This is a genomic window from Mesorhizobium sp. M1409 (assembly GCF_040317535.1).
GTDB lineage: Bacteria > Pseudomonadota > Alphaproteobacteria > Rhizobiales > Rhizobiaceae > Mesorhizobium.
The window spans coordinates 77722-93764 of record NZ_JAMYKV010000015.1; the positions used below are offsets into that span (position 1 = coordinate 77722).

The following is a 16043-nucleotide window of genomic DNA, read 5'->3' on the forward strand; positions in this document are numbered from 1 at the left end:
GGATCACCAGACAAGCTCGGCGGCAGTCCGGCGCACCTCGTTCTTGGCAATTCTGGAGATTTGGCCATCGGCAAAAAACAGCACACGGTCGGCGACATCCTGGATGCTGGCGTTATGCGTGATGATAAGTGTCGTGGTGCCAAGCTGCGCATTGATGCTGAGCAATGCCTCGATCACCCGGATGCCCGTTTTGGAATCCAGCGCGCCGGTCGGCTCGTCGCAGAGCAAGACATCGGGACGCTTGGCGATGGCGCGGGCAATGGCCACCCGCTGCTGCTCGCCACCGGAGAGCTGAGCCGGGAAATGGTGCATCCTCGGTTCAAGTCCAACCAGCGCCAGGGCCTCGTCCGGGCGCATCGGATGATCGGAAATCTCCGTGACCAGGGCGACGTTCTCATAAGCAGTCAGGCTGGGGATCAGATTGTAGAACTGAAAAACAAACCCAATGTGCTGCCGTCGATAGGCAGTCAGCCCCCGATCGTCGAGGTTGGTTAGCTCCTGGTCCCTGAAGAACAACTGTCCGCTCGTGGCATGGTCAAGCCCGCCCATGATATTGAGCAGGGTCGATTTCCCGCTGCCCGACGGGCCAAGCAGGACGACCATCTCTCCCGCCGAAATCTCTAGGTCCAGCTTACGCAACGCAAGCACCTGCGTCTCACCCGAGGTGTAGGTTTTGGTCAGCGCTCTTGCGGTGAAGATGGTGTCAGCCATGGCTGCTGGGAATCGGATGTTCGAGGCATTTGTCGCGTCGGCGCTGAGATGAATCCGCGGGTCGCCGTGCCACAGTCACCCGACGAGGTGCGCGCGACATTGATCCAAATCAAAACAGGGATTCGAAGGCCGTGACGTGTGTCGGCACCCCAATCGAAAAGTATTGGAAGTGACGGTTCAAGTCGCCCGAACACGTTGATTCTGGACCGGTATTGATTTGCCTCAAAAAAGAAAGGGGGCGGCTACGCTACGATATCACGAATTGGCGCTCGGCGCCCGTTCACTCGAACTAAACTGGGATGAAGGCGGATGAAAGCAAAGGATGTAATGACTGCAAACGTCGTTACGGTGTCGCCTGACCACAGCGTAAGACACGCAGCACGGATCATGCTGGATCATCGCATCAGCGGCATGCCGGTCCTCGACGATGACAGCCGCCTGGTTGGGATTGTGAGCGAAGGCGATTTCCTGCTCAGGTCGGAACTCGGTGCCGCGGCGCCAAGCGAGGCGCGTGGCTATGTGAAGAGCCACAGCTGGAAAGTGGCGGATCTGATGACTCCGGATGTCGTCGCGGCCGACGAGGAAACCCCGATAGAGCGAATTGCCGCGCTGATGCGGGAGCACGGCATCAAGCGCATTCCGGTCATGAGGGGGCGGCGCCTGGTCGGCGTTGTCAGCCGTGCCGATCTTTTGCGCGTCGTCATTGCGGCGAAATTCCACGATGATACCGCGGCAGGTGACGATGCGATCCGGCGCAGCATTCTTACGCGGTTGCAAAAGGACGCAGGCTTCAAAGGAGACGCGATAACCATTACGGTCAGCGATGGTCTGGTGCATTTTTCGGGAATGGTCTCATCGCAGAATGAACGGGACGCTGTCCGCGTGGTTGCCGAAGGCGTCAGGGGCGTCAAAGGTGTGTTCGACCACCTGTACCTGGCCCATCCGTGAACAGCGGGCCGGGAAGGTATATAGCGATGCGATCGCATCCTCCCGAAGCCCATCATCTAGTAAACAACTCTGCCATACAAGACGATCTGGCGACCCTGCAGCGCGAGACATTCGACTATTTCATTCATGAAGCGAACCCCGCCAACGGTCTCATTCTGGACAAGACCGAAGCGAATTGGCCCGCAAGCATCGCTGCCACCGGTCTTGCGCTGGCGTGCTACCCAGTGGGAGTCGAGCGCGGATTCATGACGCGAAGCGCGGCCGCGGAACGCACTTTGACAACATTGCGCTTCTTCTGGAACAGTCCGCAAGGACCGGAGCCGGACGCCACTGGATATCGCGGCTTCTACTATCACTTCCTGGACATGCAAACCGGCCGGCGAGCCTGGCAATGCGAGCTGTCGACGATCGACAGCACATTCCTGCTGGCGGGCGCGCTGGCTGCAGGGCAGTATTTCGACGCCGACACCGAGGCGGAAGCCGAAATCCGCACCTTGGCGGAGGCGCTCTATCACCGAGCCGACTGGCGCTGGGCGCAGGATGGGGGAGAGACCGTCACCCATGGTTGGACACCCGAGCACGGATTCCTGAAGTATCGCTGGGAAGGTTATGACGAAGCGCTCCTGCTCTATGTCCTGGGGCTAGGTTCGCCGACACACCCCTTGCCCTGGAGCAGCTACACGGCCTGGACCTCGACCTTCAGATGGGAGCACTGTTACGGCTACGACTATCTCTATGCGGGACCGCTGTTCATCCATCAGCTCTCGCACGCATGGATCGATCTTCGGGGCTTGCAGGATGCTTTCATGCGCAGCAAGGGAAGCGACTATTTCGAGAACAGCCGACGCGCCACCTTCGTCCATCAACGTTACGCAGTCGAAAATCCGCGTGGATTCGAGGGTTATGGCGAACACTGCTGGGGCATCACCGCAAGCGAGGGTCCTGGCCCTTCCACGCTCAAGCTGAACGGCATCGAGCGCCGGTTCGAAGGCTATGTCGGGCGGGGGGTCCCGTATGGTCCCGACGATGGCACGCTCGCTCCGTGGTCCGTCGCCGCCTCCTTGCCGTTTGCTCCCGAAATCGTCCGACCGGCGATCAGCTTCTGCATCCACCAGGCCAAGCTCAAGGCCGCCAATGCCTATGGTTTCAAGGCGGCCTTCAATCCCACGCATCCGGGAACATCCGGAAACGCCTTTGGATGGTGGGTTTCGCCTTGGCATTTCGGCCTCAACGAAGGCCCCGTCGTTCTGATGATCGAGAACGAACGCAGTGGCCTGTTGTGGCGATTGATGCGCTCGTGCCCCTATATCCGAAGCGGTCTGCAACGGGCAGGGTTTGAAGGCGGCTGGCTGAGAGAGTTCGATCAGGAGTCGACGCCAAACGCTTAATCGGCATGGACTGAGTTCGCGTGGATGCGACCAAGGCTGAGAAATAGGCGAGCGTTACGTGGCGTTTCCTTTGGAAGAGCGTTCCCGAACAATTCGACGCTACTCTCGGCCAGCAAGCCGTCGAGGGAAATCGCATTCGACGGATGCGGAATGGGGCCCGTCCTCACGACCCTTTCAGCACCGGCCGCCAACAGCTGCGCGTAGGCGTCTTGGATTACGAAGCAGGGTAGTGGCAAGTTTGTTCAAATAAAGCTTCAAAATAATGTTATCGGATATCGCAAATTGATTTCGATCAAAGCGGAACGTCCCCATCGGCCTTTGATCAAAGCTTGTCAACGCAGGAGATGACGTCATGGAAATCTCTTTTCGTGATCTTATGACAGTATTCCACGGCATGGGATTTGGGGCGCTATTTATGCTAGCGTTTTCGGCAGCGCTTGCAGAACTCTATCGAATGTCTGCGCCTGGAGCCCCATCCATCCCAAGCGCCAGAGAACACAATCTGCTTTTGCTTTATCTCTCGGTAATGGTCATCCTTGCCTGGGGGGCGGTGCTGTCGGGTGCTTACATTGTGTATCCATGGTATCGAGCGGCGGTGCCCCCAGGGGTTACCGATCTGGCCGATTATCCAAAGTTCCTGCTCACCTCCAGCCCGAAAACATCCGCTTGGCATAGCTTGGGCATGGAGTGGAAGGAGCATGTGGCTTGGCTTGCGCCAATTGCAATGACCATGGTCGCCTATGTCTTCGCCAAATACGGACCGGCTTTGGCCAAGCAGAAGGAAATCCGTACGGCCGTCATCGGCTTCGCGGTCGTTGCCTTCGTTGCGACTGGGGTCGCGGGCGCTTTCGGAGCGTTTCTTAACAAATATGCTCCGGTTCGTGGTGGCGCGATGATCGAGATCATCGCCGGTGAACAGGAGGGCGAATAGTCATGGCCAATATCAAGACTATCAGGACTGACGAGATTCCCAACGGCCCAGGTGCGGCCGCCATCTTGGCCGCCGGAATTGGGTGTGCTGCGATGGGGATTTTCGCCCTGGGCGGGGATGCCTTTGCATCACTCAACCACTTCTTCACCTTCTACACGCCCACAGGTGCCCTATCCGGCGTCTCGACCAGCGCGGTCGTCGTCTGGCTAGTCGCCTGGTTTGTCCTTTCGCGCAGGTGGGCCGGGAAAAATGTGGAAATGGGAAAAGTAGTTTCTGTATCCTTCGCCTTGTTGGCGGTGGGCGTATTGCTGACCTTTCCGCCTGTCATGGACCTCATCCAGGGTAGGTAGAGAGAGAGAAAATTGCCTGAGCTCGGCGCGGGCTTGGTCCGTCACGTCGAAAGTGGGCCGGGCCCGCGCAATTCATGGCTTCCCCCGTGCCACCGGCCACACGCATCGCGTTCGCGATGCATAACAATGGAAACAGCCTATTCACTTGCTTCCCGGCCACTCACCTCTTCTATGAGGATCCGGAAGAAAACGTGCGGCAAGCTATCTGACACGGGAGGCATGACGGGCTTGAGCGCACCAGGCTCCCACCAGTCCACGTGCTTGCTCAACACTGACCACGCGTGATCGCGCTGAAGCTTGTGGCCGATCTGATCAGGCAGTTCTTCAAAGCGGCCGTCGACAATCACGCTTCTCCATCCGCGTCCCTGGGTGTGTTCGATGATCTGGACGCACACCAGGGAGTTGGCCCGCAACCAGTCGATCTTCTTGCCCGGCAAAGAGAATGCATAGAGGTGGTTGTCGGCATAGGCGTAGTTGAAGCAGACCACGTAGGGTTGTCCGTCCTTCGCGCATGCCAAGTGGCCGACGCGATTGGCTGCCAGCATTTTCGTGCATTCCAAAGTGGAGAGCGTGCGGATCAGCATCGATGCGACCCTCCTATTTTCTTACATTTCACATCTTGGCAGTTGCACTCGCAATGACCTGGATCAAACTGCTGCGTCCGTTTGGTCAGCAGGGGCCGGCCGCGCTTCGTGACGCGCGGGCGCCAATGGCAGCGGCAGTTTCAGGCTTGCGATCGCGGCGAGGCCCATTGCGGCGGCAGCGACGAGGAAGGCTGCGCCTTCCAGGCGGTGTGAACCGAATAGCAGGCCGGCAGCAGCGGAGCCCACTGACAGCCCGAGGCTGACCGCTGCCGACTGGATCCCGAGTTCCATACCTTGGCTTCGTGCGCTGATGCGCGACACCCAGTAGGCGAGCAGGGGGCTGATCACGCCGGCCGACGCCGAAACAACGGAAACCGCAAGCAGCATTTCCGTGAGTCCGGCAAGTGTCGGCATAACCGCCAGACCGATCGCCATCACCAGGAAGGCAGGCGCCACAAGCAGCCTCGTCGCTGCCTGTTTGACGAGCGGCGAAAAGACGAGGCCCTGGACCGCAAACATCACAACGCTGCATGTCGCGAACATGAGGCCGAGCGCGGCTGGACCCATTGCGAGTTCAACGTTTCGCAGCGTGAGCCCGACCTCGAATGCACCAAGCCCTGCCGCGACCACGGCGGCAAGAGCGAGCAGCCGTATCTCTCCAGATACGAACATTGAGGATCCGGGTTTGCTCGTCTCAACACGGGGGCCGGGCAGCATGTGTCCAGGCAGCACAGACCACACGCCAAGAGCTGCCGCCACAGCGAGGCCGGACGCAAGGAGGAAGGGAATGGTCTGTGGCGGGACAGCCGCCACGCCCAAGTCAAGTTTCAGTTCTGCCACGAGCCCGCCGAGCATCGGCCCGACCAGAAAGCCCGCGATCGATGCCATGCTCATCCAGCCGAATATTCTTGTGCGGCGATCATCCTCACCTTCGGTGTCGGCAATGAACGCAAGAGCCGTTGGCCCCACGGCTGCCGCGAAGCCACCATTCAGGATCCGCCCGATATAAAGAACGGGCAAGCTCGGTGCCAGCGCCGATGCCGCCAAGGTCACGGCAAAGCCGATCAGGCCGATGACAAGGACAGGTCTGCGACCGATGAGATCCGACCACTTCCCCCAGAGGAAAGCGGCGACCACGGGCGCAGCGACATAGGCAGCGGTCAAAAGGCCAATCTGCCGCGCATTGAATGCCGGGTCGGTGGACCCGGCAAGCCGCTCGACCATCATCGGCAGGACCGGCAAGACAATTCCGTAGCCGAGCGCAACGACAAAGGCCGAGGCCAGGATCGCGCCCAGGCTCCATCGAGACGTGGGCAGGCGAGCTTGCATCGGCACGCTCATGCCAGCGAGCCGCGCGGGTGCTGATGAGCGACGCCTTCGGTCGTCGATGCGGCGGCAGGTCGAATGCCTTCTAGCCTGGTTCGCTTGAGCAGCAGGGCGTTGATGGCCACGAGAGCCGAGCTGCCCGACATTGCCAGCGCCGCAAGCTCAGGGCTCAGCAGGAACGGGTAGAACACGCCTGCCGCGATCGGGAAGGCGATGAGATTGTATCCGACCGCCCACCACAGGTTCTGGTGCATCTTGCGCAGCGTGGCGTGCGAGAGCGTCATCGCACCGACCACATCGTAGGGATCGCTCTTCATCAGCACGATGTCGGCGCTTTCAATGGCGACGTCGGTGCCCGCACCAATCGCGAACCCGACATCGGCCTGCGTCAAGGCCGGCGCGTCGTTGACGCCATCGCCGACCATGCCGACCTTCAGGCCCTGGCCTTGCAGTTCCTTGATCTTTTCTGCCTTCTGCCCTGGCAAGACATCGGCCAGGACGATGTCGATGCCGAGTTCGTCAGCGATGCGCTTGGCGGTTCCAGCGTTGTCACCCGTGAGCATCGCTACGCGCACGCCCTGCTCGTGCAATTTGGCAATCGTAGCAATGGCCGTCGGGCGTGGCATATCGGCGATCGCAATGAGCCCGAGCAGCTTGCCGGACTGCGCCACATGGATGACGGTGCGGCCTTCGCCCTTGAGCGTTTCGGCCTTGTCGCCGAGCGCCGGAAGATCGATGTTCTGCTCGTCCATAAGCCGTTGGTTGCCGACGAAAACCTGGCCTCCAGCGATCGCGGCACTGGCGCCCTTGCCTTCGATATTTAGAAAGCCCGAGACCTCGGGAAGCTCCATACCCTTGGCCTGCTCGACGATGGCAACGGCAAGCGGGTGATCCGACCCCTGATCCACGGCGGCCGCGACTTGGAGAACCTCGTCTGACGAAACGCCGGCAGCGGGGACGATTTCGACGACCTTCGGCTGCCCCATCGTGAGCGTGCCGGTCTTGTCGAAGACGATCACGTCGAGCTTGGTCGCCTCCTCGAGAGCGGCTGCGTTCTTGAACAGGATCCCGTTTGACGCGCCAAGGCCGGTGCCGACCATGACGGCCATCGGCGTGGCGAGGCCAAGAGCGTCGGGACAAGCGATGACGAAGACCGTTATGGTCAAGGTCATCGCGAACAGCAGGGGCTGGCCGAGCCACCAGAACCAGACGGCGAAAGTCGCAAGCCCGATGAGGATCGCGGCGAGCACCAGCCATTGCGAGGCGCGATCGGCGAGCAGTTGGGCCGGCGCCTTCGAGTTCTGGGCCTCCTGGACCAGCTTGACGATCTGGGCAAGGGCCGTGTCGGCACCCACCTTGGTGGAGCGATAGCGCAGCATCCCGCTCTTGTTGATCGTCGCCCCGATGACCTTGTCCCCGACCTTCTTGGTCACCGGCATCGACTCGCCCGTCAGCATCGATTCATCGATCGTCGATGTGCCCTCGATCACCTCGCCGTCGACGGGAAGCTTGTTGCCGGGTCTCAGGACCACGATGTCGCCGAGCACGACGTCGGCGGTCGCAACCTCGACCTCCTTGCCATCACGGAAAACGGAGGCCTTGGGCGGGGCGAGGTTGAGCAGGGCCCTGATCGCGGCCGACGCCCCGGCACGGGCGCGCATCTCCAGCCAATGTCCGAGCAGAATGAACACGAGCAGCACGCTCGCCGCCTCGTAAAATTGCTGCCCCTCGAAGAAGAAGGTCGCGCCGACGCTGAACAGGTAGCCGGTGCCGACGCTCAGCACCACCAGCACGGCCATGTTGAGGACGCCGTTGCGCAGGGCCCGCCAGGCGGCCACCAGGAACGGCCAGACCGGGTAGAGGATCGCGGCGCTGGCGAGGAAGAACATCGCAAGGTCTTCGCTGAGGCCGAAGGGCGGACGCAGCCAGGGCTCGCCCAAGCCCATCGGCTCCATGGCGAAAATCGGCAGCGCGAAGACCAAGCTGATGAAGAACCGGTTGCGCATGTCCTTGACCATGCCCTGCATGTCCATGCCGGCGCCGTGTCCCATCTCATGGGCCATGGCGTCGTGCGCTACCTCGGCCGCAGCCGTCGCTTGGTCCGTTGGAACCGGATGCATCATGGCAGCGTGCTCCAAGTGATCATGCACTGAGGTCGAGCGCGGATGCCCTGGCGGAACGGTTGAAGCGTCGGGAATACATAGATGGCGCGGCACGGACTCGCCGCGGCAGTGGAAGCCGCAGGCCTCGATTTCCCGCGCAAGTGTCTGCGGGTTCGTCCGCTCTTCGTCGAACTCGACGGTCGCTGTGGTCGATCCTGCGTTCATGGCAACACCGGCGACGCCCGGCAGAGCCGCCAGACGTTTTTCGACCGCCGCGAAATCCATCATGCCGACAAGGTCGCGCACTTCCAGATTGACCTTTTTCATCATCGTTCTCCGTGCCGCGGTTCGGGGCGATCGCACCGTCTGAATTGTTTCAGCCTCGGTAGGCAAAGGTCGACATCATGCCGCTCGCCATGTGGTAGAGATGGTGACAATGGAAGGCCCATTTGCCGGGATTGACAGCATCGACGGCGATGGTGATCGAGCGCATCGGCGGCACCAGCACGGTGTCGCGAACGGCGCCCCGGAAGCGCTGCCCGTCAATCGCGACCACCTGAAAGTGATGGCCGTGCAAATGCATTGGGTGGGCCATCATGGTGTCATTGCGCAGCGTGACCTCGACGCGATCGCCCTTGTCCACAACGATGGGAGCACTGATTTCGAGTCCCCAGCGATAGGCAGCCATGCCGCCGGTCAGCGCCATCTCGAACGTCTTGTCGGCAGGGCGCGATGCAAGCGGCGCGATTGCCCGAAGTTGCGCCTCAAGCGCCAGGTCGAGAACCGGAGCATCGAAATCTGCCGCCGTCCCGAGCTTGGCCACCGCGGCCCCCGCCGGGCGCAGGACAATTCCGGTGCGTTCCTTGCTTCCCTCGCGCAGCGCCAGGATCGGAAAGGAGGAGCCGAGGTCGCGCGGCAGCTGCAGGCGCACGTCGATGCGCTGCCCCATTGTCATCGGAAACCGCCGGCCCCTGACCGGTTCGACAGGCTGACCGTCGACCGCGATCAGTTCGCCTTCAAGTTCCCCGAAATCGATTGTAAACGCCGTCGCCGTGGCGCCGTTGATGATCCGCACCCGCACGCGTCCGCCCCGTTCGACCGTGACGATCTCGGGGTCGTTCAGGGACCGGTCATTGGCCAGATAGGCGTCATACTCGATGTCGTTGATATCAGTCATCATGCCGCCATCGTTCATCCCAGCCATGGCGTCGGTTTGCGCTCCCGACATATCCGTGCCGTCCATCGGCATGGAGCCGCCGGTGTTACTCTGAAGCCCGGCCAGCAGCTGCTCCGGCGATGAGAACGAGAAGTCGTGGAGCAGGACGACAACCTCCTGCTCGTCTTTTGCATCATCGGCGGGATCGGCGACAATGAGGGGAGCAGCGAGCAGCAATTGTTCCTGCAGGGTATGGGCGTGCATCCAGAAGGTGCCGGGCTCGCCGACCGGAAAATCGAAACCGCGATCGGCTCGAGCGCCGATAAGCGGCAGTGGCGCGTCGGCGACGCCGTCGCTCGGCCACGGCGGCGTCAATCCGTGCCAATGTATGATCGTCGGCTCGGCAGTCTCGTTTCGAAGCAGCACGTTGAAGGCTTCGCCCGCCCGCAAGCGCAGGCCAGGCGCGCCGTCGGCCCTTTGCAGGCCGAAGACGCTTGCAGCTTTACCGTTCACCTCGATCGTGCGGCGCGAGATGCCAAGCATCTGGCCGCCCGGCTGGCTGGCGGAGGCTGCCGAGAGCAAGGATGATGGGATCGCAAAAGCTGCGACACCTGCAACTGCGCCCTTCAGGATATCTCGGCGTTTCATAATGGTTTCCTTCGTTTCGATTGGGAGTTTCGTTGTTTCATTCAGCACACAAAGATCAGATTCAAAACGCGCCGGCGATGAGCCGGTGCGATCAGGGCGCACTGCGCCCGCCGGCCGAACCGAACAACCTGGTCACATGCGGAAAAAAGGCGGGCACACGGGCCGCGTAACGGTCGTATGCGTCGCCGAATTCCTTTCTCGCTTCACGCTCTTCGATGAAGGAAAGCCGCACATACATGCCGACCAGTATAGGGAACATCGCCAGCGTCAGCAGCGTCGGCCATTGCACGAGGAATCCCGCCATGACGAGGACGAAGCCGACATATTGCGGATGCCGGATGGAAGCATATGGGCCGTCCGTTGCGAGGCGATTGTGATGCTGCGCGTCGTAAAGCACTCGCCACGCGGTCGAGATCAGCATGAAACCGGCGCCGATCAGGATGAAGCTGAGAACGTGAAACGGGCCGAAATGCGGATTGAGACGCCAGCCGAACATCATTTCCGGAAGGTGACCGGCGTCATGCGAGAACCAGTCGATGCCGGGGTATCCTGACTGCAGCCACCCCGAGAACAAGTAAATCGTCAGGGGGAAGCCATACATCTCGGCAAACAGTGCCACCAGGAAGGCGCTGAATGCACCGAAGGAACGCCAGTCGCGGCCGGTCCGCGGCTTGAAGAAGCTGAATGCGAACAGGATGAAAACCGCCGAATTGACTATGACCAGGCCCCAGAGGCCGTAGGCGGGAGATTGCTCGACCATCGTCATGCTCCTTTATGGTGGGTGGTGCTGTCTTGCGCGCCCGGCTCGGGTTCCTTGTGCCTTGGATGACCGCTGTGACCGCCATGCCCGCGGTGAAACATGTGAAGCAGAGGACAGGCGAGCAGCAACAGAAACGGCAGGACACCGAAGGTATGCACCCGGTGCTCAGTGAGAAGGAAAAACGCGGCGATCAGCAGGAAAGCGATCGTGACCAGGCCGGTTTTCGAGGCCCAAAATCCGCCTGCCTCCGGTTCTGGTTCGGACCTGATCGGGGGACCGGACATGCGGTGAACGTTGTTGGTATTCATGAGATAGGTTCCTTTGTTTGTGATCGATTGGAGCTTTCGAGCCCATACGCGATGAGGCTGACGGCCCAGACCAGCGCGCAGGCGAACAGGGGCCACCTGAAGTCGGAGCCGATCGTGAAGTTGACCACCGACATCAAGCCGATGGACGACGCTCCTCCGATCAGAGCGCCGGCCACCGCGACCGGATGGCGCGCGCGGAACGCGGTGATTGCCAGCGCAACCAGGAGAACGCCGGTGGCCAGAGCGTAGCCGCCGAGCACCCGGAAAACCTGCGTCAGCCACATCGCGAGACGTGGACCGATGGCTTCGAGCTCGGCGGCCGAGAGGTGCATGTAGCGGACGTCCTCGGGCAGCAGGGGTGGCCTGAGGGCGATGAAATACAATCCGATCCCGGCGATGATCATCCCCGCCAGAGCAAGAGTGACGGACGACGTCGTCCATGGATTGACTGGGGCTTTCATGGGCTGAACCTTGACTTGCCTACCGGCGCCCTGTGGCGACGACATTGTGGATCGAGGCGTAAACGACACCCGCCAGCAGCCCGACGATGCCAAGCCCGAGAACGCCGTAGAGAACTCGGACGGGGCTCATCGGCGCCGTCGATCTGACCGCACTGAGGTCGAGCCCGTGCATGATCGCGCCGAAGAAATCGAGTGTTGCCTCTGGCCAGATAGCGACGGCCAAAGCGCAGAACATGCTCATCAGGGCCGACGTCCCCCCTAACGCGATGCCGACGGACAGGACACTGAGTTTGTCCATGTCTTCCTCCTGTCACTTCGCGTGTTGCTTGAGCCATTCCTCCATGGCGGCGATCTCAGACTGCTGAGCCGTGATGATCTGATTGGCCCAAACCTTGACCTGATCATCCTTGCCGTATTGCAGGACCGCCCGTGCCATATCGATGGCGCCCTGGTGGTGAGGGATCATCGCCTGGACGAACGCGACATCGGGATCGGCGGCCTGGACGCCCTGCATCATCGGTGCGTCCATTCGCTTCATCGCCTCCATATAATTTCTGGAGGCCTCTGACATGTTGGCGGCGTCCATCGGCATGTTCGTCATGCCGCTCTGACCCTGCATCATCCCGCCTTGCCCACCCTGCATCATTCCGCCCTGCATCATCTGCTGCATCATCGGCATCATTTGCTGCATCATGGGAGCCATCTTCTCCATCATGGGCATCATCTTCTGCATCGTGGACATCATTGCCGTGCACTGCTCGGGCGACCCGCCAGGCATCGCCTCCGCGGCCGGTGCCGTTGTCGTGGTTTGTGGTGCGTCGGCCGCCGGATGGTGCGGATCTGTCTGAGCAAAAACCGCACCCGAAAGGGTTGCGCATACGGCAAGCGTGATCAATCGAAGGTGGGTTTTCATGGCTGTTTCCTTGTCGTTGATGTGAAAACCGACAGGCGAATTCAGGATGCGCAAGGCAGCCCGGATCGCCGCTACCGGTGTGGTTTCGCGGATCGTTCGCTCGTTATGGGGACTTGATGGCACTGCTGGATTCAATAGTCCCGAGCACCCCGACGGCGCGATATCAGGCGTAGGTCTGGGGAGGTCGCAGGAGGGCCTCGGGGTCGATGCCCGTTGCCTGAAAAGCCTTGCCCGGCATGAAGCGGACGGCAACCGGCGCGTCGTGAAGAACGCCGCATTCGCCGGCGGAAATGCCTGCAGCACAACAGCCGGAGCCGGTCGAGTGCACGCAATCCAGGCAGCCATCACATGGCGCGCGATGGTTGTCTTGGTCTGTCAACGCGATGTGACCCATCACCTTGTGCAAGGCGCTCGTCGTGAGCGTCGCAACGTCAGTTGTGACGCCGGCATCGGCGCCAATTGCAGAAGCGGCAACGGCACCGCCCGCGATCAGGAGGATCACTGCCACCCATAACCGAAGCTGAGCCAACGCGATTTTCATGCATTCAGTCTAGCCCAACCGTGCGCCACCACTTTGATGCAAATCAATGCCGCGGCTCTGGGAGAGCGCCTAGTTTCAGCGAGCCTCTTTTCCCAGCTCTTCCTTGGGGAATGAACTGGAGCTGAAACCATGTCGGCAAAGCCGCGTTCCACCGAGACTCCCGTCAGGATAGAATCGCCGGCCGACCCTTCGTATTCATTTCGGCCTCATATGAGCGCTTCGTCATGGACGACGCTTGGTTCGAAAATGGACTACGAGTGCGACGCAGGCGAAGCTCGTTGGGTTGGCCCCAAGTTCGGATTCCATGGAACCGAAGGAGCACGCAATCCCGACGATCGAGCATCTAGAAGGTCAACCGAACAATGACGGACTGAATGGTGCGCGAACGCGTCCATTCGCTAGGGTTCGATAAGCGCGGGCGCGTCGCGATCCGGCGGCATTCCCAACCGGCAACGAGAGACAGGCATGACCCAGCACAAGACAATACCTATCCCCACCAGCCGGTTGTCCGAACACGAACTGAGTGACATCGATGCCTATTGGCGCGCCGCCAACTATTTGACGATTGGCCAAATTTACCTGCTCGACAATCCGCTGCTTCGCGAGCCACTACGGCTGGAGCACGTCAAGCCGCGCCTGCTCGGTCACTGGGGAACGTCTCCGGGCCTGAGCTTCATCTATACCCATCTCAACCGCGCCATACGGCTTCGAGACACGAACGTCATCTATGTCTGCGGTCCCGGCCATGGCGGCCCGGCCATGGTGGCAAACACCTATCTGGAGGGCACCTACAGCGAATTAAATCCCGACATTTCGATGGACGAGCAGGGAATGCGCAGGCTGTTTCGACAGTTTTCATTTCCAGGCGGGATTCCTAGCCACGCCGCTCCCGACGTGCCGGGTTCGATCCACGAAGGAGGCGAGCTGGGCTACGCACTATCTCATGCCTATGGTGCTGCCTTCGACAATCCTGATCTCGTCGTGGCCTGTGTCGTCGGCGACGGCGAGGCGGAGACCGGACCGCTTGCCACCGCATGGCATTCGAACAAGTTTCTCAACCCGGCACGCGATGGTGCGGTGCTGCCGATCCTGCATCTGAACGGCTACAAGATCGCCAATCCCACTATCCTGGGCCGCATTCCCGAAGAAGAATTGCGCGCGCTGTTCGTTGGCTATGGCTATGAACCGCTGTTCGTCGAGGGGCACGATCCGGCATTGATGCATGAGCGGATGGCGACCATGCTCGACGATGCGCTGGACCGCATCCAGGCGATCCAGCGTGCGGCGCGCGATGGTTCCGAGGTATCAGCCTCAAGACCGAAATGGCCGATGATCATCCTGCGCAGCCCCAAGGGCTGGACTGGGCCGAAAGAGGTTGACGGGCTGAAGACCGAGGGCTTCTGGCGCTCGCACCAGGTTCCCTTATCCGGCCTCGCGGAAAACCCGGCGCATCTGAAGCTGCTTGAGGAGTGGCTGAGAAGCTATCGACCTGAGGAACTGTTCGACGATGCCGGCGTCGCTATCGCATCGATCCGCGCCACCACGCCCGCGGCCACGCGGCGCATGGGATCCAACCCGCATGCCAATGGCGGCCTGCTGCGCAAGTCACTCGATCTGCCCGCGCTACGCGACCATGCGGTTGCGGTCGAACAGCCAGGTGCGGCGAAAGCGGAGTCGACGCGGGCCATGGGCAAGTTCCTGCGTGGCGTGATGGAACTGAATCAGGCGGCGAAGAACTTCCGCATCGTTGGTCCCGACGAGACCGCCTCGAACCGGCTTCAGGACGTATTCGAAGTCACCGAGCGCGCCTGGATGGAAAAGATCCTGCCCGAAGACGTTCATCTCGGCCGCGACGGCAGGGTTCTGGAAATCCTCTCCGAGCATACCTGCCAGGGCTGGCTTGAAGGCTACCTGCTGTCCGGGCGGCACGGTCTGTTTTCCTGCTACGAGGCGTTCATCCATATCGTCGATTCCATGTTCAACCAGCATGCGAAATGGCTGGATGCCTCCCGACACATTCCGTGGCGGCGGCCGGTCGCCTCCCTGAACTACCTGCTGTCGAGCCATGTCTGGCATCAGGAACACAATGGCTTTAGCCACCAGGATCCCGGCTTCATCGACGTCGCCCTCAATAAGAAGGCCGACATAGTGCGCGTCTACCTGCCGCCGGACGCCAACACCTTGCTTTGCGTGACCGATCACGTGCTGCAGACATGGAACCGCGTCAACATCATCGTCGCTGGCAAGCCGCCGTCGTGGCAGTGGCTGTCAATGGACAAAGCCATCGTCCATTGCAAGACAGGGATCGGCATCTGGGACTGGGCATCGACCGAGAATGGCGAAGAGCCGGACGTGGTCATGGCGTGCGCCGGCGACGTTCCGACCCTCGAAACGCTTGCGGCCGTGCAGATCCTCCGGCATCACGTCCCTGAACTCAGGATCAGGGTGGTCAACGTCGTCGATTTGATGACACTGCAGCCCAAGGAGCATCATCCGCACGGGCTGCCAGATCGCGATTTCGACGCATTGTTCACCGCCGGCAAACCCGTCATCTTCGCCTATCATGGCTATCCCTGGGCCATTCATCGCCTGACCTATCGGCGCACCAACCACGACAACATCCACGTGCGTGGCTATAAAGAAGAGGGCACGACGACGACGCCCTTCGACATGACCGTTCTGAACGGCCTCGACCGTTTCCATCTCGTCAAGAGCGTGCTTGAACGCGTTCCGGAACTCAAGAGCGTTCAAGTCGGTCTCAAGCAGGCGATGGACAGCAAGCTGCTTGAACATCGAGCCTATATTCGCGCCCATGGGCAGGATATGCCGGAGATACTTGACTGGAAGTGGGATCAGGACCTGGATGTGGTGCAAATCCGCCCGGCTTGAGCCGATGCCGCGTCTTCATCGAACTGC

General features: G+C 60.9%; 16 protein-coding genes. 5 read left to right on the forward strand and 11 right to left on the reverse strand.

The genetic code is table 11. The features are described from left to right. Window positions 1–3 precede the first annotated feature (3 nt). Window positions 4–711, reverse strand: a complete 708-nt coding sequence (locus tag NKG99_RS14730; protein ID WP_352868763.1) for an ABC transporter ATP-binding protein — start codon at window positions 709–711, stop codon at window positions 4–6. Between the two features lie 309 nt (window positions 712–1020). Between NKG99_RS14730 and NKG99_RS14735 the strand changes: the two genes are divergently transcribed. The 4 genes from NKG99_RS14735 (at window position 1021) to NKG99_RS14750 (ending at window position 4328) form a co-directional block, all read left to right on the forward strand. Then, window positions 1021–1659 (forward strand): CBS domain-containing protein, encoded by a 639-nt coding sequence (locus NKG99_RS14735; protein ID WP_352868765.1) that lies wholly within the window; start codon window positions 1021–1023, stop codon window positions 1657–1659. A 26-nt stretch (window positions 1660–1685) separates the two neighbouring features. Further along, window positions 1686–3047, forward strand: a complete 1362-nt coding sequence (locus NKG99_RS14740) for a glucoamylase family protein (RefSeq protein ID WP_352868767.1) — start codon at window positions 1686–1688, stop codon at window positions 3045–3047. Window positions 3048–3399: 352 nt separating this feature from the next. Continuing rightward, a complete protein-coding gene (locus tag NKG99_RS14745; RefSeq protein WP_352868769.1) occupies window positions 3400–3978 on the forward strand; it encodes a hypothetical protein in 579 nt (192 codons plus the stop codon). 2 nt (window positions 3979–3980) lie between these two features. Next, entirely contained in the window at window positions 3981–4328 is a 348-nt protein-coding gene (locus tag NKG99_RS14750) for a hypothetical protein (protein ID WP_352868772.1), read from the forward strand. Window positions 4329–4465: 137 nt separating this feature from the next. Here the strand turns inward: NKG99_RS14750 and NKG99_RS14755 are convergent, their stop codons facing one another. The 10 genes from NKG99_RS14755 to NKG99_RS14800 form a co-directional block, all read right to left on the reverse strand. Further along, the gene (locus NKG99_RS14755) at window positions 4466–4912 is read right to left on the reverse strand and encodes a pyridoxamine 5'-phosphate oxidase family protein (protein WP_352868774.1); all 447 of its coding nucleotides are present in this window, start codon (window positions 4910–4912) and stop codon (window positions 4466–4468) included. Between the two features lie 63 nt (window positions 4913–4975). Next, window positions 4976–6253, reverse strand: coding sequence for an MFS transporter (locus NKG99_RS14760; protein WP_352868777.1), 1278 nt, complete (start codon window positions 6251–6253; stop codon window positions 4976–4978). Further along, entirely contained in the window at window positions 6250–8667 is a 2418-nt protein-coding gene (locus NKG99_RS14765) for a heavy metal translocating P-type ATPase (RefSeq protein WP_352868779.1), read from the reverse strand. Before NKG99_RS14765 ends, NKG99_RS14760 begins: the two co-directional genes overlap by 4 nt. Window positions 8668–8716: 49 nt before the next feature. Continuing rightward, window positions 8717–10144, reverse strand: a complete 1428-nt coding sequence (locus NKG99_RS14770; protein ID WP_352868781.1) for a multicopper oxidase family protein — start codon at window positions 10142–10144, stop codon at window positions 8717–8719. Window positions 10145–10235: 91 nt separating this feature from the next. Then, window positions 10236–10904 (reverse strand): methyltransferase family protein, encoded by a 669-nt coding sequence (locus NKG99_RS14775; RefSeq protein WP_352868784.1) that lies wholly within the window; start codon window positions 10902–10904, stop codon window positions 10236–10238. 2 nt (window positions 10905–10906) lie between these two features. Continuing rightward, entirely contained in the window at window positions 10907–11212 is a 306-nt protein-coding gene (locus NKG99_RS14780; RefSeq protein WP_502913082.1) for a DUF2933 domain-containing protein, read from the reverse strand. Continuing rightward, window positions 11209–11673, reverse strand: coding sequence for a hypothetical protein (locus tag NKG99_RS14785; RefSeq protein ID WP_352868787.1), 465 nt, complete (start codon window positions 11671–11673; stop codon window positions 11209–11211). Before NKG99_RS14785 ends, NKG99_RS14780 begins: the two co-directional genes overlap by 4 nt. Before the next feature lie 19 nt (window positions 11674–11692). Further along, the gene (locus NKG99_RS14790; protein ID WP_352868790.1) at window positions 11693–11971 is read right to left on the reverse strand and encodes a DUF5676 family membrane protein; all 279 of its coding nucleotides are present in this window, start codon (window positions 11969–11971) and stop codon (window positions 11693–11695) included. Between the two features lie 12 nt (window positions 11972–11983). Continuing rightward, complete coding sequence (gene copM, locus NKG99_RS14795; protein WP_352868793.1) at window positions 11984–12586, reverse strand: CopM family metallochaperone; 603 nt, start codon at window positions 12584–12586, stop codon at window positions 11984–11986. 163 nt (window positions 12587–12749) lie between these two features. Next, the gene (locus NKG99_RS14800) at window positions 12750–13127 is read right to left on the reverse strand and encodes a hypothetical protein (protein ID WP_352868795.1); all 378 of its coding nucleotides are present in this window, start codon (window positions 13125–13127) and stop codon (window positions 12750–12752) included. A 465-nt stretch (window positions 13128–13592) separates the two neighbouring features. Between NKG99_RS14800 and NKG99_RS14805 the strand changes: the two genes are divergently transcribed. Next, window positions 13593–16016, forward strand: a complete 2424-nt coding sequence (locus NKG99_RS14805; protein WP_352868797.1) for a phosphoketolase family protein — start codon at window positions 13593–13595, stop codon at window positions 16014–16016. Window positions 16017–16043 lie beyond the last annotated feature (27 nt).